A 17,865-nucleotide genomic window follows, 5' to 3' on the forward strand; every position below is an offset into this window, starting at 1 on the left:
AATTTCGATTGTATTTACAGTGACTTTCTAATTGTACGTTCTTTAATCTTTTCAGCTTTATGGCTGACTTTTTCGATAAGCGCTTGCTCTTGTTTTAAAATTTCTTTTAATGGTAAAGCAAAATAAATCTTCATAAAACGAAAAATATCGCGCTGTGTTAAACCAATATTCAATGAAGAATAATAGAGGCCAATCAAATCTTTGTCACGCCAGCGCATTGGAACGGATGTTCTGAGCTGCGCACGGTGTAAGTCAATCACAGATATTTTTAATTCGTCTTCTTTTTCAGTGAAAGGCAAGTGCAATAAGAAGTGACAAATATAGCAGTCGCGATGGTTAATGCCCGCTTTATGCATACCACGAACCATTTCGGCGACTCGGCGAATAATCATTTGCTTCGTGGGAAATAGCGGAGGTTCATTTAACCAATTTGCACAATAATCTTCCAAACTAATCGTTGGCGTTAAGTCTTCAGTAATAATAAAGGAATGGCGACGAAGTGGATTTATTCCTTTTTGCCCAAAAGCACGCCCATTCATCGTATCGACACCCACTTGCGTAAGTCGATGAATCGCATTCCATTCTCTATCTGCACCTAAAACAGGTAACCGAAAAGAAATCAGGTTCTTCAGGACTTCTTTTAAGGTCGTCCCGTAATGAATTTTGATAAAATAGCTATGGCCTTCTACCTCAAAACGCAGTGTTTTTCGGGTTTCTAATGCACGAAAAACCTCACCGTGTAGTTTATCCGCTTCAATAAATGGGTCTTTATTTTGCCAAAGCGCATCAAAAGGCGGTTTTAATTCAATCATCTTGGCATCCTAAAATAATATCAGCGGCCTTTTGCGGTAGGCTGTATAAGTCTTCCGTATCTGCAAAGTATTGTGCATTTTTAACCCACTGCATGCGCTTATTGGCATCTTCTAAACCATTTTGTAATGCATAATTGAGCTGTGACTGTTCAAAAGGTTCGTTAATAACGACTCCGCACTGGGCTTTTTGAATAAATGAGGCATAACCACAAACTTCAGTGACAATAATCGGTAATCCCGCCGTAATCGCTTCCAGTAAGACAATACCAGCAGCCTCTTGGTAAGCAGGATGCATTAAGATATCGGCCGCAGCCATTAATTCTGCAATATCATTACGCCCACTAAAGAAAGAAACTTGCTGACTAATGCCTAATGTTTCCGCTAAGCGCTGGTATTTAGCGGGCTTATCTTGCCCGACCACCATCAACAAGGTGTTTTTCTTGATATTCTCTGGTAGTGCAGCAAAGGCTCTTAACGTGCGGTCAATGCCTTTACGTTTAAAATCAGAACCCACTTGCAGCAGTAAAAACGCAGACTCAGGGATTTGATTTTTTTGGCGATAAATTCGTTTTGCGTCGGCAATTTGCTTGTCGTATTTACGATCTAAAGCAATACCTGGAGGCAGCATGTGGAAGCGAATGTCTTCAGTTTGGTAGTGCTGTTTAAAATGTTTAATTTGATGTGGCGTTAACATTAATAGCTGAGTGGGTTTACCCACTTCAAAAACCGCTTTTTCAAATGCAGCATAATGCTTATAACGCGGTGTCAGCTTATAGAAAAAGCCTTTTTCTTCAGCAACTTTCTGCGCATAACACACATCCGCAGCATAATAGACGTCCAAGCCAGGCATCTTATTAAAACCCACGATGCGATCAACGGGGTACTGCTTGATATTGGCGAGTACCCAATCACAATACTGTGCATTCCTGCCATGATTCGTGCTTGCAGACACGGGAACAATGATAACCTCAAAACCATCAGGTTTTTCACCTTCCCATGACTGAGTATACACTCGCACGTGATGACCCCGAGATTGGCATTCTGTCGCAATACGTAAAAAATCGCGCTGTAAACCACCAAAAGGGAAGTATTTATACAAACAAAATGCCAATTTCATATTAATACCTTGTCATCATAGAACGAATATTCATTGGCAACAGCTTTTCAGTTGCTTTAATCACATCAGATGCAGGGATAATGGAGAGATATTTTTTATTTCGATCCAACTCATCCCGCGGCGGCATTGTTTCATAATCACCCGCCCAAAATTGCACTGCATGATCTGTCCATGGACGCCAAAATATATGATTGGTTGCACCAAAAAGACATACAATAGGCGTATTTACCGCCGCTGCAATATGCATTGGAGCTGAATCTACGCCAATAAATAGAGCTGCATGTGCAATCAACGCGCCGAGTTCAGGAAACGTCGTTTTACCCGCTAATTCAATCACTGGCTTTGTTTGGCAGCCATTCGCAATATTATTGACACATTCAAGGTCTTCCTTGCTCGGCCCAGAGGTTAATACCACCTGGTAGCCACGTGATTGCAATGCATCAATGACTTCAGAGAATTTCTCATCATCCCAGCACTTAAAAATTTGCCGTGCTGTTGGCTGAATAACCACATAACTACTGTGCACACCTAAATCTAACAATCTTTGGTCAATATTTTTCCAATCATCCGCGGTATAAGACATCGTCAGATTTGTTTTAAGTTCTTTTAATTCCAACGGTTTCAGTACAGATAGATTATTTAAAACCACATGCTCCCCTTCGGGGACGGTTAAATGCGTAAAGCTATTACGCCAATATTTAGAATCACGATGACCAAATTGATGTGAGATTTTTGTTTCAGCAGGAATTGCACGCACCAATAAGCTAACCATCCACTGATCCGCTAAATTCACCACTAAATCGTATTTATTTTTGCGCAGCGTTAAAAGCAATTTAATAAAATTGCACGCTTTACTGACCCCGCTACTTTTTTTATTCGCCATCCCATATAGCGCATTAATTTCGCTGTTTTCAGATAGAATAGGGAGCGTATCCTGATAGAGTAAAACATCAATTTCAGCATCAGGATATTGGTGTTTTAATGAGCTGATAACTGGCGTTGTCAGCAACATGTCCCCATGAAACCGCATCTTGATAACAAGAATTTTTTTAAACTGTTTTTTCACCAGGCACTCTTAGTCAGGTCTATGTATAAAAAGTACAAAACGATAGATATTCGACAATAAATATCATTATTAATTCAACCAATATTTACTATGTTACTACTTTCAGAATAATGGTCATAGCCTCTCGTGCGCATATCTCTGCTCAATCAAAATTTAAGCAAAAAAAAACTCAGCCGAGGCTGAGTTTTTAACGCAGAAAGCAAAATTATTTGATTTTTGCTTCTTTGTAGATCACATGCTTACGAACTACTGGATCGAATTTTTTCAGTTCCAGTTTTTCTGGCATTGTGCGCTTGTTCTTCGTAGTGGTATAGAAGTGACCTGTACCTTCAGAAGAGACCAGCTTGATTTTCTCGCGAATACCTTTAGCCATTTTTTAGCTCCTTAGTACTTCTCACCACGGGTACGCAGTTCAGCAAGAACAGCATCAATACCCTTTTTATCGATAACACGCATACCTTTAGCAGATACACGCAGTGTTACGAAACGTTTCTCAGACTCAACCCAGAAACGGTGAGAGTGCAGGTTTGGCAAAAAACGACGTTTGGTCGCATTTAATGCGTGTGAACGGTTGTTACCGCTCATTGGACGCTTGCCGGTAACTTGGCAGACTCGTGACATGTCTATTCTCCAAAAATCTAATCAGCTCGAGCTTTTTTGTTCTGGGTATGGCCGCCTCGTCAGGCTTAGGAGCCCATCTCAGCAAACTTTCATTGACTGAAAAAACCGTTTATACCTAAATAAAGATTTACAAAGACAAGTAAAAATTTACTGAGATAGGCCCTTCTCGCCAAACCCAAGATCCTTAAAGGTGGCGTAGTATACGCTTTCAATCGTTTTCACTCAAGCCCAACAGCGTAAAAGTTGTCATTTTTTAGGCAAAAAATGATTTTACAACCACCCTCGTTCCACAAAAGAGACACATTGCTTGTGCCCAACTACAAAATGATCAAGTAATTTCACCCCCATAATGGAGCATGCGCTCTGAATTCGCTCAGTCACCTGCCTGTCAGCTGTGCTAGGTTCAGGATTACCTGATGGGTGGTTATGCGCCAAGATGATTGAACTTGCATTCATTTTTATTGCAAAGCGAATAATTTCCCTTGGGTGTACCTCAACGCGATTTAATGTGCCCTTAAACATCTCTTCATGGCAAATAATTTGATTTTGGTTATTCAAAAATAACACAATAAAAACTTCACGCTCTTGCCCTGCAAACAAATCAAGTAACCTAGACTTTAAGAGATCTGGCCCGCTCATCACATCCTCATAAAGAAATTGCTCCGAAAAAAAACGGCGAGCTAACTCACTAACAGCTTGTAGCTGTGTAAATTTGCAATGTCCCATCCCTTTGCATTGCATCAACCGCGCATAGTCTGCTTGAATCAATAGGTACAATGAACCAAACTCCTTAATCAACCGCTCAGCCAGCCTCAAAACGGGTTCTCCTTGGCTACCTGTTCGCAAAAAAATAGCCAACAATTCGGCATCTGAAAGCGTTGCCGCACCATAAGCAAGTAGCTTCTCTCTAGGCGGTAAGTTTTGGTATTCATTCATTATATCATTCGTCCCTGAATTCTCTCTCACCACTTTTATCGAGTTTTCAGTGGAAAACAATTGTGTTCGTGAGGCTTTGCGTAGCGCTTCGCAAAAATAATAAGTTGATGCGAAATCGAGCGCTCCCCCTAAACGTGCAATGTGGTAATATGCCGTTCATGTTGAGCAAAGTGGATAAAAATAATGAATCAACTATCACTATTGGGTAAACAGATAGTTATTGGTATCAGTGGGGGCATCGCCGCCTATAAAATTCCAGAACTGACACGTCGCTTGCGTGACCAAGGCGCGATTGTTCGTGTCGTTATGACTCAAGGCGCAAAGGCCTTTATTACCCCTCTGACCTTGCAAGCTGTTTCCGGTCACCCTGTTGCTGACGACTTATTAGATCCCGCCGCTGAAGCCGCAATGGGCCACATTGAGCTCGCAAAATGGGCTGACTTAATTATTTTAGCCCCAGCAACTGCGGATTTAATTGCTAGACTTAATGCAGGGATGGCAAATGACTTGCTTACCACAATATGCCTTGCCAGCGCAGCTCCCATTGCGATAGTGCCTGCAATGAACCAGCAAATGTACCGTGCACATGCAACACAAGATAATTTAACCAGATTGAAACAACGCCAATGTATAATTTGGGGGCCAGATGACGGCAGTCAAGCTTGTGGTGATATTGGCCCTGGTCGCATGATTGATCCGCTCGAAATTGTTCGTTTGGCTGGTGAATATTTCAATCCTAAGCTAGATTTACAAGGCATCAAACTGATGATCACCGCTGGTCCAACTCGTGAAGATTTAGACCCTGTGCGTTTTATCAGCAATCACAGCTCAGGAAAAATGGGGTTTGCTATCGCACAAGCAGCAAGCCAACGAGGCGCTGATGTGACATTAATTTCAGGGCCAGTTAACCTCCCGACACCAATGGGTGTGAATCAAATAAATGTTATTAGCGGGTTAGATATGTATGAGCAAGTTCATCAATCTATCGCTGAACAAGATATTTTTATTGGCTGTGCTGCTGTTGCAGATTATCGAGCCAAAACTGTCGCTGAAAATAAAATTAAAAAACAAGGTGATGAGTTCACTATTACACTAGTGAAAAACCCAGATATTGTCGCTAGTGTCGGTGCTCTTACCAAAAATAGACCTTACGTTGTCGGATTTGCAGCTGAAACCCAAAATGTGGAAGAATATGCACGCCAAAAACGACAACAAAAACAATTAGATTTAATTTGTGCCAATGATGTTTCCCTTGCAGATAATGGGTTTAATAGCGATAACAACGCATTACACCTATTTGATGCCAATGGTGATACTCGGTTGCCACATAGCAGTAAAATTGAATTAAGCCACTATTTACTTGACGAGATACTTCAACGTTATGAAAAAAATTGACCTAAAAATCCTTGATAGCCGTATCGGTAACGAATTTCCTTTGCCAACTTATGCAACAACAGGCTCCGCAGGCTTAGATTTGCGTGCTTGCCTTGATGCACCGATTGATTTAGCGCCAGGTCAAACCGAATTGATTCCAACAGGTTTGGCGATTCATATCGCTGATGAAAGTCTCGCTGCGGTTATTCTCCCTCGCTCAGGATTAGGCCATAAACACGGTGTTGTGCTTGGAAACCTTGTCGGTCTTATTGACTCCGATTATCAAGGTCAACTCATGGTTTCTGTTTGGAACCGTGGCGACAAAACTTTTACTGTAGAGCCGGGTGAACGTATGGCCCAAATGGTTTTTGTTCCTGTTGTTCAAGCTGAATTTAATATTGTTGATGACTTTGATGCAACAGAACGTGGTGCAGGCGGCTTTGGCCACTCAGGTCGCCAATAAATAAAATATTCTGACATTTAATATGCTATATAGAACCTACTTTAGGTTCTATATTTATGAATCAAAACAATCAGTCGCATATTACTGAACAGGAAAATTGTTCAAATTTTACTTATACTCTCTACATTTTTAAATCTATTTTGCTCTGTAAGTCTCTTTACTAAGAGCAAAATTTTGGATAGTTTGTTTTGCTGTTTTAGCAGGGGTCTAATTAGACATGGCAGAAAAAGCGACAACACAAAAACGTAACAGACGTGATGAGATCTTACAGGCTCTTGCGTTAATGTTAGAAAGTAGTGATGGTAGCCAACGCATTACGACTGCAAAACTTGCAGCCACCGTTGGTGTTTCAGAAGCAGCGTTATATCGTCATTTTCCCAGTAAAATGAAAATGTTTGATAGCCTTATTGGGTTTATCGAAGACTCACTGGTTTCGCGTATCAATCTGATTTTAAATGATGAAAAAGATACCATCATTAGAATTAAATTAATGTTAGCGTTAATTTTAGGATTTTCAGAGAAAAACCCTGGCTTAACGCGTATAATGACAGGTCATGCGCTTATGTTTGAACAAGACAGGCTGCAAGACCGTATTAACCAATTGTTTGAGCGAATTGAATCTCAATTACGCCAAGTGTTAAAAGAGAAAAAAATACGCGATGGTCATGGCTTTGTGCATGATGAATCGCTACTGGCCTCTCAACTGCTCGCTTTTTGCGAAGGCATGCTATCACGCTTCGTACGTTCCGAATTTCGTTATCGACCGACTGTCGAGTTCGAAGCGCGCTGGCCTTTAATTTTAGCTCAGTTACAATAACCAATTATTAGTACTACTCACCCCGCCCGTTTTTTGGGCGAGGGGATTTTTTTAAATACCGTACTGCTCTCTATAAGCTTTCATCGCCACTAAGTGCGCTTCCATACCTTCTTGTTCAGAAAGATACGTAATCAAATCGCTCATCGTAATGATTGAATAGACTTTGCAGCTATAGTCACGCTCAACCTCTTGTACAGCAGAGATTTCCCCTTTTCCTTTTTCTTGGCGGTCTAAACACAGTAAAACGCCATTCAGAGTCGCTTTTTGCTGCTTAATAATTTCCATCGATTCACGGATTGCAGTACCTGCTGTGATCACATCATCAACGACAACAACACGTCCTTGCAGAGGGCTACCAACTAATACACCACCCTCACCATGATCTTTAGCTTCCTTACGGTTAAAGCAATATGGCATATCGATGTCATGGTGTTCAGCGAGAGCGACTGCCATGGTAGTTGCAATTGGAATACCTTTATAGGCAGGCCCAAAAATTACATCACATTCAATTGCGCTCTCTTGCAGTGCTTGTGCATAAAAACGACCGACAAGTGCCAGATCACGTCCAGTATTAAATAACCCTGCATTAAAAAAGTAAGGGCTTTTGCGACCTGATTTCAGCGTAAACTCACCAAATTTCAGTACCTGTTTTTTCATGGCAAGTTCAATAAAATCGCGCTGATAGGCTTTCATTGGTCATTCTCCTCATTGATGACAATTATGTATATTTAATCTGTTATTTTGCTGACTACGTTATCTGCCATTTTGCAGACATAAAAAAGGCGACTTTTCAGCCGCCTATTTAATCATTAATTTATTTCAGCGCTTCTCGCTGAGCTTCAAAAATCGTATCGAGCCCTGTTTTGGCTAATGCCAATAGAGCCAACAACTCTTCATGGCTAAACGGTTCGCCTTCTGCGGTGCCTTGCACTTCAATCATGCGGCCATCATCCATCATCACAACATTCATGTCCGTTTCAGCGGCAGAATCCTCAACGTACTCAAGGTCGCAAAGGGCTTCTTGGTTCACAATTCCGACCGAAACTGCGGCAACCATAGACTTCAGAGGACTTTTCGCAATTTTCCCCTGAGCAACCATATTATTCAGTGCGTCCACCAGTGCCACACATGCGCCTGAAATAGCCGCAGTACGTGTACCGCCATCGGCTTGGATAACATCACAATCCAACGTGATGGTGAATTCACCCAATTTTTTCAAATCAACCGCTGCACGTAAAGAACGTGCTATCAAACGTTGGATTTCCATTGTGCGGCCAGTTTGCTTACCACGAGCAGCTTCACGTTGGTTACGTGAATTTGTTGCGCGCGGTAACATGCCGTACTCAGCGGTTACCCAACCTTGTCCTTGGCCTTTTAAGAAGCGAGGAACGCCCTCTTCTACCGTTGCATTGCATAACACCTTGGTGTCGCCAAACTCAATAAGAACAGAGCCTTCTGCGTGTTTTGTATAATTGCGCGTGATGGTAATCGGGCGCATTTGGTCCGCTTGTCTATCTGCTGGGCGCATGGTGTTATCTCCGTTATCAACTCAAATTGGGACGCATTATACGTCCTTAAAACGATAATGCCTATCCTGTCATCTCTCATAGCGCTATAATCCCATTATCTTATCGATAATAGGAACGAATTATGATCCGTAGTATGACCGCTTTTGCCCGCCGTGATATCAAGGGTGAATGGGGGAATGCGGCCTGGGAGCTGCGTTCCGTAAACCAACGTTATTTAGAAACGTATATCCGTTTACCTGAACAATTCAGAAGCCTTGAACCCGTTATTCGCGAGCGTCTTCGTTCACGTTTAACTCGCGGAAAAGTGGAATGTAACCTGCGTTTTGAATTAGATGGTGCAAACCGTGGTGAATTAATTCTTAACGAACAATTAGCGCGCCAATTAATTAGCGCAGCAAATTGGGTTAAAAATTACAGCCACGAAGGTGAAATCAACCCGTTAGAGATTTTACGTTGGCCGGGAGTCATGTCGGCTGGCGAACAAGATTTAGACGCCATCAGCGAACAATTAATGGCCGGTTTAGATGAAACTATCGATGCCTTTATCCAGAGCCGCGAAGCCGAAGGGGCTTCATTGCATGCTTTAATCGAGCAGCGCCTTGATGGTGTTCTCGTTGAAGTGGCTAAAGTGCGTAAACATATGCCTGAAATTCTGCAATGGCAGCGTGACCGCCTGCAAAGTAAGCTCGAAGAAGCTGAAATTCAAGTAGACAATAACCGTTTAGAGCAAGAGCTAATTTTGCTTGCCCAACGTGTTGATGTTGCTGAGGAATTAGATAGATTAGAGGCGCACGTTAAAGAAACGCGTAATATTTTGAAGAAAAAAGAAGCCAATGGCCGCCGCCTTGACTTTATGATGCAAGAATTTAACCGTGAATCGAATACATTAGCGTCAAAATCGATTAACAGTGAAGTAACGACTTCTGCCGTTGAACTGAAAGTATTAATCGAACAAATGAGAGAACAGATTCAGAATATTGAATAATATCTCTGACAGTAATGCATGAATAAGCCAATTAATACTCTGTATAAATTGGCTTTTTTTATTTTCCTAAAATCACCAAATAACCTGAAATAGGTAGCAAAACCCTCAATTTTGGAATGAAAATCGCATAAACCGCCTTAACATTGCTATTTTTTGAAAACCCCTAGGCACTCAAATAATCTCCACGGTAAACTATCTTTCTTCCCCAAAAAATCACTTACTCAAAAATTGGAGCGTAAAATGGTACCGCAACAACCTTTTGAAGATATTAGAAAAACAGATAATTCAGGTAATGAATACTGGTCAGCGAGAGAACTCGCTCCCTTACTCGATTATAAAGAATGGCGTAACTTTCAAAGAGTTCTCAATAAAGCAATACAAGCTTGTGAAGCTAGTCATCAAGCCCCCTCAGACCATTTTGTTAGCATCAACAAAATGGTCACTTTAGGCTCTGGAGCACAACGTGAATTAGATGATATTAATCTCTCACGTTACGCCTGCTACCTTGTCGTTCAAAATGGCGATCCGAGTAAACCCGTCATTGCAGCTGGGCAAACCTATTTTGCACTGCAAACAAGGCGCCAAGAGCTCAACGATAACGCTTCATTTAAACAATTAAAGGAGGATGAAAAACGGTTATTTTTACGTAATGAACTGAAAGAACACAATAAACTTCTTGTAGAAACAGCCCAACAAGCAGGGGTCTCAACAGGCATCGATTTTGCTGTTTTTCAAAATCATGGTTATCGCGGGTTGTATGGTGGGCTTGACCAAAAAGGCATTCACCAACAGAAAGGTTTAAAAAAATCACAGAAAATACTCGACCATATGGGTTCAACAGAGCTTGCTGCTAACTTGTTTAGAGCCACTCAAACTGATGAAAAGCTCAAACGAGATAACATTCAAAGTAAAACAGAAGCGAATAAAACTCACTTTGAAGTAGGCCAAAAAGTAAGAGAGACGATTCAAGAGCTTGGCGGTACCATGCCAGAGAATTTACCAACGCCACAAAAAAGCATAAGGCAGCTTGAGCAAACAGAGGTGAAAAAAAAGAAAATTGACAAATAACACCTATGTTAACTCTAGAAACGTCTGCGTATTTCTAGAGTTAACGACTTTCTGCTGCGATAAGTGCCTAATTCCCCTATCTTGCCAATAAAAATAACTCATTGATTAATAAAAATTAATTTACATTAATTATTTTTCTATTGAAAAACATGAGCTCGCTCATAAATTCACCAAATGTTTTGATTCCAATCACAGATAACAAAACAGATCTTTGACAGAACAATAACCCGTTATTAACATCCATCTTGTATACAAGTTGAATTCAATATAAATACAACAAAATTAATTACCTCTACAGACCAATAAAAAAGGTAAGACTATGTCATACAAAGACTCTGTGATAGTACCTACAGCGAAGGACTCACCAGGGCGTTTACGCTGGGGATTAGCAGCAATATTTTTTATTATCGGTTTAATTGCCTATATGGATCGCGCCAATATTTCCATTGTTGCGGAACATATGATGACCGATTTAGGCATGAGTAAGGTTCAATTTGGTTTTTTAGGCGCATTATTTTCTTTAGGTTATGCATTAGCGCAAATACCAAGTGGAATATTAGCGGAACGCTTTGGTAGTCGATTAATAGCAACAATAAGCTTATATATTTGGTCTGCATTTACCATTCTAACGGTGGTTGCACCAACTTATATCTGGCTATGTATCGTGCGTTTTCTCTTTGGTGTTGGTGAAGCGCCGTTATATCCTTCAAATGCGGTTTTTAATACTTGGTGGTTCCGCCAAAATGAAAAAGCCAGAGCAGCAAGCTTCTTATTAGCGGGTTCTTATTTCGGCCCTGTCATCGCGCCAACTCTCACAGTTTTCATCATGATTTCTTTTGGTTGGCACGCCGTTTTCTACATCTTTGGGGTCATTGGTATTTTAATTGGATTGATCTGGTACTTCTGTGCTCGAAACAAACCTGAACAGCACCCTAAAATCTCACAAAGCGAAATCGCCTTTATACAAAGTGGCCGAACAATCAGTGAAAATGGTGGTGAGGATGTCAAAGCACCATGGCGTAAGTTCATGAAAGAACGTCCGTTTTGGGCCGTTGGATTTCAATACTTTTTTGTCGCCTATATGACCACGTTATTCATGATTTGGTTACCAACTTACCTGCAAGAAGCACGCGGATTTTCACTAACACAAATGGGTGTTGCGGCAAGTTTCCCATGGTTAGCCATTTGTATTGCCGTACTGACTGCGGGTTCAGTATCTGACTGGCTACTCAACAAAGGTTACTCCCAATTAGTCGCAAGGGGCTACATCGCTATTACAGGTTTCATCCTATTTATCGTGGGAATTTGTGGCGCAGCCCAAACGGAAAGCGCCGTTGCAAGTGTCGCATGGCTCACCCTTGCTCTTGGCTCTTTAGGCCTGCCCGTTGTGACATCTTGGGCAATCGCCGCGGATAAGGGACGCCAATACGCGGGCTCAGTAAGCGGATGGATGAACCTGTGGGGTAATTTAGGAGGTGTCATCTCCCCAATTTTATGTGGTTGGCTGGCTCAACACTTTGGCTGGACAGTCGCCTTACTTTTCAATGTGATACCTATTAGTTTAGCGATTATTTGCTGGTTCTTCATTCAACCTGACAAGCCTCTTGCGGCTGCTGTAGAGCAAAATTAGTTTTACTCACACTCTCTAAATAATATAACGAATAAAGGTGCCCTATGTTTACATTAAATCCTCGAGTTACCTGTTTTAATCAAGAAGTGATCGAAAGCTGCCGTGATGTTTGTCCTTCAACAATTGGCCATATGACTGATTTTGGTTTTATCAAAACGCTACGCCCACAAATTGAAAAGAATCAGTTTATTGGTCATGCAGTAACTGTACGCATTCCGCATATGGACTCTTCAGCAGTACATAAAGTTTTTGATATCGTTCAAGAAGGCGATGTAGTTTGCATTGATATGTCGGGAGATTATGACCGCGCCTGTTGGGGGGAGATGGTGTCTTATATGGCACGAGCGAAAAAAATTGCTGGGGCTGTTATCGATGGTTGTGTAACGGATATCAAAGCGCTGCGTGAGATTGGTGTTCCCGTATTTGCCCGCAAAGTCAGTCCGCTAACAACTCGAATCCTAGGCATTGAAGGCGCAATCAACGTGCCAATCAGTGTCGATGGCGTCACTATCCACCCAGGTAATTTAATTATTGCAGATGGTGATGGCATTTTAGTCGCTGATGAAGTGACATTACAAGAATATCGCCAACGCGCACTTAATGCACAACATGCTGAAATTGATGTAAAAAAACGTATTGATGCGGGTGAAACCTTAGCGGCTATCTCAGGCGCTGCAAAATATTTCGAATAAGGAGTCGACATGAAAGTTGCAATTGCCCAATTAGCCAGTAGCCCTAATAAAGAGCAGAATTTAAAAAAAGCCTGTGATGCTATCCAAAAAGCGGCCCAGGGTGGCGCGGATTTAGTGCTATTACCTGAAATGTTTATGGCGTTTGTCCCCGCGGACAGTGGTATCAGCTATGCCGACGTCGCAGAGAATGTTGATGGCCCTTTTGTTTCTCAGCTGGCCAAGACAGCAAAAGAACATGGGATTTACGTGGTTTGCGGTATTTATGAGCGTGCTGAAAATGAGCCTAAACGCGCATTTAACACCACCATTATGTTAAACCGACAAGGGGAACTGATTTACCACTATCAAAAAACCCATTTATACGACGCATTTTCTTACCAAGAATCGCTCAATATTATTCAAAGCCACAATGAGTTGAAGCCTGTTGAAACCGAATTTGGAAAAATTGGTATTTTAGTATGCTATGAGCTTCGTTTCCCTGAAGTTGCTCGTAAATTAGCGTTAGCTGGGGCAGACTTACTCTTAGTACCAACAGCATGGGTCAATGGGCCTCTCAAAGAAGAACACTACCAAACCCTCGTAAAAACCCGTGCTTTAGAAAATACCATTCCTGTTTGTGCGTGCGACCAAACTGGCAATATTTTTATTGGTCGTAGCTTAATTTGTGATGCCCTCGGCGTAACGATTGCTTCTGCGGGCTATGATGAAACGGTGTTCTTCGCTGAAATTTCACCTGAGCACACGGCTGAAACACGACAAAAATTACCCTGTATGGAAAACCGTCGCCCTGAATTATATTAACTCAATCAAAGCCGGCATGGATGCTGGTTTATCATCCATATTATTATCAGTAATTAGCCGATATTTGCTTGCTATCTAAACAATATAAAGCTAGTGCTTTGCTTGTATACCAGTCTATTCCTTTCTATACTCACTGAAATTTCTACTTTTGACGCAAGATCCTAATGAAAGATAAACCACTCAGCCAACAAGCCTATACGGCAATTAAACATAAAATTCTCAGTAAGCAGTTTGGCGAGGAAAGCTACACCTCTGAAAACAGCTTAGTAGAAGAGCTTGGAATGAGCCGCACGCCAATTCGCGAAGCACTATATCAGTTGCAGAATGAAGGTTTGGTTAAAATTATTCCCCGCAAAGGGGTATTTATCCAAAAACTGTCTTTAAAAGAAACGCGGGATAATTATGATTTACGCTTAGCCATTGAGTCTCATGCCATTAAACTTGTTCGTGATTATTTAACTGAAGAGCATTTCGCCAGTTTAGGAGCCATTATTGAACAGCAAAAAGCCCTACTTGCGGAAAATAATTACCAAGGTTGGATTAAAGAAGATGAACGCTTTCACCGCTTCTTTCTAGAGCTACTCGATAACACCGTCTTTTTAGATTTAGCCGATAATATTCGCCAACGTGTTTATTTCCAGCCAGATCCCATTTACCGTAATGAATATTATTTTGAGTCCACACGCCAACATCAGCAACTTGTTGAGCAGCTGAAGGAAAAAGCCTTCTCTCAAGCAGAAGAAACCCTAACAGAGCATATTTTACGGGGTAAACGTAACTACGTTTAGTTGAATTGCACCAAAAAGAAAAAGCCAACTTAATGGCTTTCTCTTTTTAGGCTTGATCTTGATTTTTAGCCGTTAATCTTAGCTCGCTTTGGCTTCCTTCATTGCCGCGTCTTTATCGTGGCTATAATGGAATGTAAACTGGAAAATAATTGCTAAAACAATGGTGTAAGATGAGAATACCAGCCAAATCATTTGCCAATCTTTAATACCGTCAACAGTATAGTAATCGACAACTAATCCGCTAAGAATTGCGCCAAAATATGCCCCGACGCCGTTCACCATGGTCATAAATAATCCTTGGGCACTCGCACGCATTCGTGTATCAACTTCTCGTTCGATAAAAATAGAGCCTGATATATTAAAGAAATCAAATGCACAACCATACACAATCATCGACATAATTAAGAACATCAAACCAATCGCTGATGGGTCTCCGAAGGCAAAGAAACCAAATCGCAATGTCCATGCAAACATACTTAATAGCATAACGGTTTTAATGCCATAGCGTTTTAAGAAGAATGGGATTGCTAGAATAAAACACACTTCAGCCATTTGTGAGACAGATAATAAAATGGAGGGGTATTGCACCACTAAACTATCTTGATACAACGGATTGAGCCCAAAGTCGTGTAAGAATGGGTTCCCAAACGTATTGGTAATTTGTAAAACCGCACCAAGTAACATCGCAAATAAGAAGAATACGGCCATTATCGGTTTTTTAAATAACACTAACGCATCTAAACCAAGTTTACTCATCCAGCTACTTGAAATGGCTTTTTTATTCACGTCAATTTTTGGTAGCGTTAGGGAATATGCAGCTAATAGCAATGAACAACCACCTGCAATATAAAGTTGCATGCTACTGAGTTCGAATTTTAATAAACTGATACTCCACATGGCGATAATAAACCCAACAGTTCCAAATACACGGATTGGTGGGAAATTACTGACCGAATCCAATTGGTATTGGCTTAATGACGAGTAGCTAATGGTATTTGAAAGCGCAATTGTCGGCATAAAAGCCATCGCATTTACCAACATCACCCAAAACATCACCGATGAGCTGGTGACTGTCGCGGCATAAAATAGCGCAGCTGCTCCTATCAAATGGCAAATCATATATAAGCGATTTGCTGGGATATATTTATCCGCAATAATTCCGATAAGCCCTGGCATTAAAATAGCCGCTATGCCTTTAGAACTATAAACTAAACCAACTTCAGCACCTGAGAAACTCAAGGTTTTCATCATATACGAGCCGAGCGTAACTAACCAACTTCCCCAAACAAAATATTGTAGGAAAAGCATGATTTTCAAGCGGGATTTAATATTCATACGAAGCTCCGTTTGGAGTTACATTTGTTTATTTTTATTTTCAGCTCGGCGATAGCCACCCCCATTAAGATGACGGCGACACCAACAAACTGAATGAATTCGAGGGGTAATTGCAAAACAGTCACTGAGAGCAAAATAGTGACGGGTAACTGCATTGAGCTCACAATGGTCGCTAAACTTGTTCCAATAAGGGGAGTGCCTTTAGCAAACATCCACATACCGAAGAAAGAACCAAAGAAAGCCAGAGGTAATCCATAAGTAAAGAATAACGATTGGAACACTGAGGCACTAAATAAGAAGGTCGGTGGCACAATAATGGATGTCAAAATAGCCCCGCCCGTTACCATAATCGCTGAACGCATCATTGGGTCGGTCTTTACAGCCAATGCGCCGCTCACATAAACCCGTATCGCATTGGATAATGCTGCACATAATCCTAATAAAACCCCCGCCCAGTGAAATACAATTTCTTGGCTATTTAATAACCCAGTTGCCAGTACGGTGCCTATTAAAATGACCACTACAGAAACAATTGTCATTAATGGTGGAATTTGACGGTTTATGACTGCATTAATTGCGACGCCCATCCAGGTAAATTGCAGAAATAGCACCACGCCTAATGCAGGGGACAAATATTGTAACGATGCATAATATAATAAGCCCGTTAACCCTGTTGTCGTCCCCGTGAGTAACATCAATAAACCTTGTTGCCGAGTTGGCCACACTAAACGCGCTTTTTTTATTAATGCGCCGACAACGACAAAGAACCACAACAAAATCGCGCCGAGTACTGTTTGGCTACCAATCACATCATTTAAGGAATAACCTGCGCGATAAGCCAGTACAACTAATGTTGAAAGAATGCCATAACTACAAGCGCCTAAAGAAACTAAAATCAGACCTTTAAATTTCATTTCAATATTCACCCTATCTATAATTACAGCATCTTTATTTTATTTTGAGAAAAAGAATCTTTAAATTAGAAACGCGCGATCACACCAGTGACTAATTTCAAGAATGTCGCTTTCACTTTTTCTGCGGTTTCAATCACTTCATCATGGCTTAACGGTTGTTCCAAAATACCGCATGCCATATTGGTTAAACAGGAAATTCCGACTGTTTTAATTTGCGAGTGATGAGCAACTAAGGCTTCAGGCACCGTCGACATCCCCACTGCATCAGCCCCTAATATTCTGATCATGCGAATTTCTGCTGGGGTTTCGTACGTCGGGCCAGTCCACCATGCATAAACACCTTCACGCACAGAAACACCTTGTTCAGAGGCAACATCTTTGATTGTCTGACGTAGTTCTTTGTTGTAAACCTCGCTCACATCTAGGAAACGAACACCCAACTCAGGGTTATTAGGCCCCATTAATGGGTTATTCGCAGTCAGGTTAATGTGATCGGTAATAATCATCAGGTCACCTGGGTTGAAATCGGTATTTACTGCACCACAGGCGTTAGTGATAATTAATTTTTCAACACCGAGTGCTTTCATCAAACGCACAGGGAAAGTAACTTGGTCTAATGAAAAACCTTCGTAATAGTGAAAACGGCCTTTCATTGCAACCACAGTTTTGCCCGCAATTGTACCAATCACTAATTCATTCGCATGGCCAACCGCCTCAGACTTAGCAAAGTGAGGAACCTCGCTATAAGGAATATGCACTGCATTTTCGAGAGTGTCTGCAAATGGGCCCAATCCAGAGCCTAAAATGATCCCGACCGTTGGTTTCATATCTGTGCGTGACTGAATAAACTTTAAGCTTTCTAAAATATCATTGGTCTGGTGCATGGCTATCTCCAAATTTAAAATCGAATATAGATT

Annotated in this window: 20 protein-coding genes; 9 read left to right on the top strand and 11 right to left on the bottom strand. The window is 41.3% G+C overall.

Annotation, left to right across the window (positions count from 1 at the left end; translation table 11 throughout):
- Positions 1-14: 14 nt before the first annotated feature.
- The 6 genes from rfaP to radC all read right to left on the bottom strand — a co-directional run bounded on the left by rfaP (position 15) and on the right by radC (position 4,552).
- Positions 15-812: a lipopolysaccharide core heptose(I) kinase RfaP gene (gene rfaP, locus J6836_RS17225; RefSeq protein WP_219245129.1), complete on the bottom strand. Its 798-nt coding sequence runs from the start codon at positions 810-812 to the stop codon at positions 15-17.
- Entirely contained in the window at positions 805-1,929 is a 1,125-nt protein-coding gene (locus tag J6836_RS17230) for a glycosyltransferase family 4 protein (protein ID WP_219245130.1), read from the bottom strand. Before J6836_RS17230 ends, rfaP begins: the two co-directional genes overlap by 8 nt.
- A 1-nt stretch (position 1,930) precedes the next feature.
- Positions 1,931-2,995 (bottom strand): lipopolysaccharide core heptosyltransferase RfaQ, encoded by a 1,065-nt coding sequence (gene rfaQ / locus J6836_RS17235; RefSeq protein WP_219245131.1) that lies wholly within the window; start codon positions 2,993-2,995, stop codon positions 1,931-1,933.
- 205 nt (positions 2,996-3,200) lie between these two features.
- Positions 3,201-3,368, bottom strand: coding sequence for a 50S ribosomal protein L33 (gene rpmG / locus J6836_RS17240; protein ID WP_004265124.1), 168 nt, complete (start codon positions 3,366-3,368; stop codon positions 3,201-3,203).
- An 11-nt stretch (positions 3,369-3,379) separates the two neighbouring features.
- Positions 3,380-3,616, bottom strand: coding sequence for a 50S ribosomal protein L28 (rpmB, locus tag J6836_RS17245; protein WP_004265123.1), 237 nt, complete (start codon positions 3,614-3,616; stop codon positions 3,380-3,382).
- Positions 3,617-3,886: 270 nt separating this feature from the next.
- Positions 3,887-4,552, bottom strand: coding sequence for a RadC family protein (gene radC / locus J6836_RS17250; protein WP_219245132.1), 666 nt, complete (start codon positions 4,550-4,552; stop codon positions 3,887-3,889).
- A gap of 183 nt (positions 4,553-4,735) precedes the next feature.
- On the opposite strand from radC, the gene coaBC reads away from it, so the two are divergent.
- From coaBC to slmA, 3 genes are all read left to right on the top strand, one after another.
- Positions 4,736-5,947: a bifunctional phosphopantothenoylcysteine decarboxylase/phosphopantothenate--cysteine ligase CoaBC gene (coaBC, locus tag J6836_RS17255; RefSeq protein ID WP_219245133.1), complete on the top strand. Its 1,212-nt coding sequence runs from the start codon at positions 4,736-4,738 to the stop codon at positions 5,945-5,947.
- The gene (dut, locus tag J6836_RS17260) at positions 5,934-6,389 is read left to right on the top strand and encodes a dUTP diphosphatase (protein WP_219245134.1); all 456 of its coding nucleotides are present in this window, start codon (positions 5,934-5,936) and stop codon (positions 6,387-6,389) included. The genes coaBC and dut overlap by 14 nt, the downstream gene beginning before the upstream one ends.
- A gap of 217 nt (positions 6,390-6,606) precedes the next feature.
- A complete protein-coding gene (slmA, locus tag J6836_RS17265) occupies positions 6,607-7,206 on the top strand; it encodes a nucleoid occlusion factor SlmA (protein ID WP_219245135.1) in 600 nt (199 codons plus the stop codon).
- A gap of 51 nt (positions 7,207-7,257) precedes the next feature.
- Here the strand turns inward: slmA and pyrE are convergent, their stop codons facing one another.
- On the bottom strand, positions 7,258-7,899 hold the full coding sequence (pyrE, locus tag J6836_RS17270) for an orotate phosphoribosyltransferase (RefSeq protein ID WP_219245136.1): 642 nt from the start codon (positions 7,897-7,899) through the stop codon (positions 7,258-7,260).
- Positions 7,900-8,020: 121 nt separating this feature from the next.
- Positions 8,021-8,734, bottom strand: coding sequence for a ribonuclease PH (gene rph / locus J6836_RS17275; protein ID WP_219245137.1), 714 nt, complete (start codon positions 8,732-8,734; stop codon positions 8,021-8,023).
- A gap of 122 nt (positions 8,735-8,856) precedes the next feature.
- Here rph and J6836_RS17280 point away from each other — a divergent pair, with 122 nt between their 5' ends.
- The 6 genes from J6836_RS17280 to J6836_RS17305 all read left to right on the top strand — a co-directional run bounded on the left by J6836_RS17280 (position 8,857) and on the right by J6836_RS17305 (position 14,699).
- Positions 8,857-9,720, top strand: coding sequence for a YicC/YloC family endoribonuclease (locus tag J6836_RS17280; RefSeq protein ID WP_219245138.1), 864 nt, complete (start codon positions 8,857-8,859; stop codon positions 9,718-9,720).
- A gap of 240 nt (positions 9,721-9,960) precedes the next feature.
- Positions 9,961-10,788, top strand: a complete 828-nt coding sequence (dinD, locus tag J6836_RS17285; protein WP_219245139.1) for a DNA damage-inducible protein D — start codon at positions 9,961-9,963, stop codon at positions 10,786-10,788.
- Positions 10,789-11,107: 319 nt separating this feature from the next.
- Complete coding sequence (locus J6836_RS17290) at positions 11,108-12,418, top strand: MFS transporter (protein WP_219245140.1); 1,311 nt, start codon at positions 11,108-11,110, stop codon at positions 12,416-12,418.
- A 44-nt stretch (positions 12,419-12,462) separates the two neighbouring features.
- The gene (locus J6836_RS17295) at positions 12,463-13,110 is read left to right on the top strand and encodes an RraA family protein (RefSeq protein WP_219245141.1); all 648 of its coding nucleotides are present in this window, start codon (positions 12,463-12,465) and stop codon (positions 13,108-13,110) included.
- Between the two features lie 9 nt (positions 13,111-13,119).
- On the top strand, positions 13,120-13,911 hold the full coding sequence (locus J6836_RS17300; RefSeq protein WP_219245142.1) for a carbon-nitrogen hydrolase family protein: 792 nt from the start codon (positions 13,120-13,122) through the stop codon (positions 13,909-13,911).
- Between the two features lie 164 nt (positions 13,912-14,075).
- Positions 14,076-14,699, top strand: coding sequence for a GntR family transcriptional regulator (locus tag J6836_RS17305; RefSeq protein WP_219245143.1), 624 nt, complete (start codon positions 14,076-14,078; stop codon positions 14,697-14,699).
- A 78-nt stretch (positions 14,700-14,777) separates the two neighbouring features.
- On the opposite strand, the gene J6836_RS17310 is transcribed toward J6836_RS17305, so the two are convergent.
- The 3 genes from J6836_RS17310 to J6836_RS17320 form a co-directional block, all read right to left on the bottom strand.
- The gene (locus tag J6836_RS17310) at positions 14,778-16,034 is read right to left on the bottom strand and encodes a nucleoside permease (RefSeq protein WP_219245144.1); all 1,257 of its coding nucleotides are present in this window, start codon (positions 16,032-16,034) and stop codon (positions 14,778-14,780) included.
- Positions 16,031-16,948 carry a DMT family transporter gene (locus J6836_RS23220; RefSeq protein ID WP_219245145.1) on the bottom strand — a complete coding sequence of 306 codons (918 nt, stop codon included), beginning with the start codon at positions 16,946-16,948 and terminating at the stop codon, positions 16,031-16,033. The genes J6836_RS17310 and J6836_RS23220 overlap by 4 nt, the downstream gene beginning before the upstream one ends.
- Positions 16,949-17,013: 65 nt before the next feature.
- Positions 17,014-17,832: a purine-nucleoside phosphorylase gene (locus J6836_RS17320; RefSeq protein WP_219245146.1), complete on the bottom strand. Its 819-nt coding sequence runs from the start codon at positions 17,830-17,832 to the stop codon at positions 17,014-17,016.
- Between the last annotated feature and the right edge of the window lie 33 nt (positions 17,833-17,865).

Source organism: Providencia sp. R33, from assembly GCF_019343475.1.
Taxonomy (GTDB): domain Bacteria; phylum Pseudomonadota; class Gammaproteobacteria; order Enterobacterales; family Enterobacteriaceae; genus Providencia.

Bases quoted from the DNA above. Each gene is read 5' to 3' on its own strand.
- rfaP (WP_219245129.1), bottom strand. From the start codon at position 812: ATGATTGAATTAAAACCGCCTTTTGATGCGCTTTGGCAAAATAAAGAC.
- J6836_RS17230 (WP_219245130.1), bottom strand. From the start codon at position 1,929: ATGAAATTGGCATTTTGTTTGTATAAATACTTCCCTTTTGGTGGTTTA.
- rpmG (WP_004265124.1), bottom strand. From the start codon at position 3,368: ATGGCTAAAGGTATTCGCGAGAAAATCAAGCTGGTCTCTTCTGAAGGT.
- rpmB (WP_004265123.1), bottom strand. From the start codon at position 3,616: ATGTCACGAGTCTGCCAAGTTACCGGCAAGCGTCCAATGAGCGGTAAC.
- radC (WP_219245132.1), bottom strand. From the start codon at position 4,552: ATGAATGAATACCAAAACTTACCGCCTAGAGAGAAGCTACTTGCTTAT.
- coaBC (WP_219245133.1), top strand. From the start codon at position 4,736: ATGAATCAACTATCACTATTGGGTAAACAGATAGTTATTGGTATCAGT.
- dut (WP_219245134.1), top strand. From the start codon at position 5,934: ATGAAAAAAATTGACCTAAAAATCCTTGATAGCCGTATCGGTAACGAA.
- slmA (WP_219245135.1), top strand. From the start codon at position 6,607: ATGGCAGAAAAAGCGACAACACAAAAACGTAACAGACGTGATGAGATC.
- pyrE (WP_219245136.1), bottom strand. From the start codon at position 7,899: ATGAAAGCCTATCAGCGCGATTTTATTGAACTTGCCATGAAAAAACAG.
- rph (WP_219245137.1), bottom strand. From the start codon at position 8,734: ATGCGCCCAGCAGATAGACAAGCGGACCAAATGCGCCCGATTACCATC.
- J6836_RS17280 (WP_219245138.1), top strand. From the start codon at position 8,857: ATGATCCGTAGTATGACCGCTTTTGCCCGCCGTGATATCAAGGGTGAA.
- dinD (WP_219245139.1), top strand. From the start codon at position 9,961: ATGGTACCGCAACAACCTTTTGAAGATATTAGAAAAACAGATAATTCA.
- J6836_RS17290 (WP_219245140.1), top strand. From the start codon at position 11,108: ATGTCATACAAAGACTCTGTGATAGTACCTACAGCGAAGGACTCACCA.
- J6836_RS17295 (WP_219245141.1), top strand. From the start codon at position 12,463: ATGTTTACATTAAATCCTCGAGTTACCTGTTTTAATCAAGAAGTGATC.
- J6836_RS17300 (WP_219245142.1), top strand. From the start codon at position 13,120: ATGAAAGTTGCAATTGCCCAATTAGCCAGTAGCCCTAATAAAGAGCAG.
- J6836_RS17305 (WP_219245143.1), top strand. From the start codon at position 14,076: ATGAAAGATAAACCACTCAGCCAACAAGCCTATACGGCAATTAAACAT.
- J6836_RS17310 (WP_219245144.1), bottom strand. From the start codon at position 16,034: ATGAATATTAAATCCCGCTTGAAAATCATGCTTTTCCTACAATATTTT.
- J6836_RS23220 (WP_219245145.1), bottom strand. From the start codon at position 16,948: ATGAAATTTAAAGGTCTGATTTTAGTTTCTTTAGGCGCTTGTAGTTAT.
- J6836_RS17320 (WP_219245146.1), bottom strand. From the start codon at position 17,832: ATGCACCAGACCAATGATATTTTAGAAAGCTTAAAGTTTATTCAGTCA.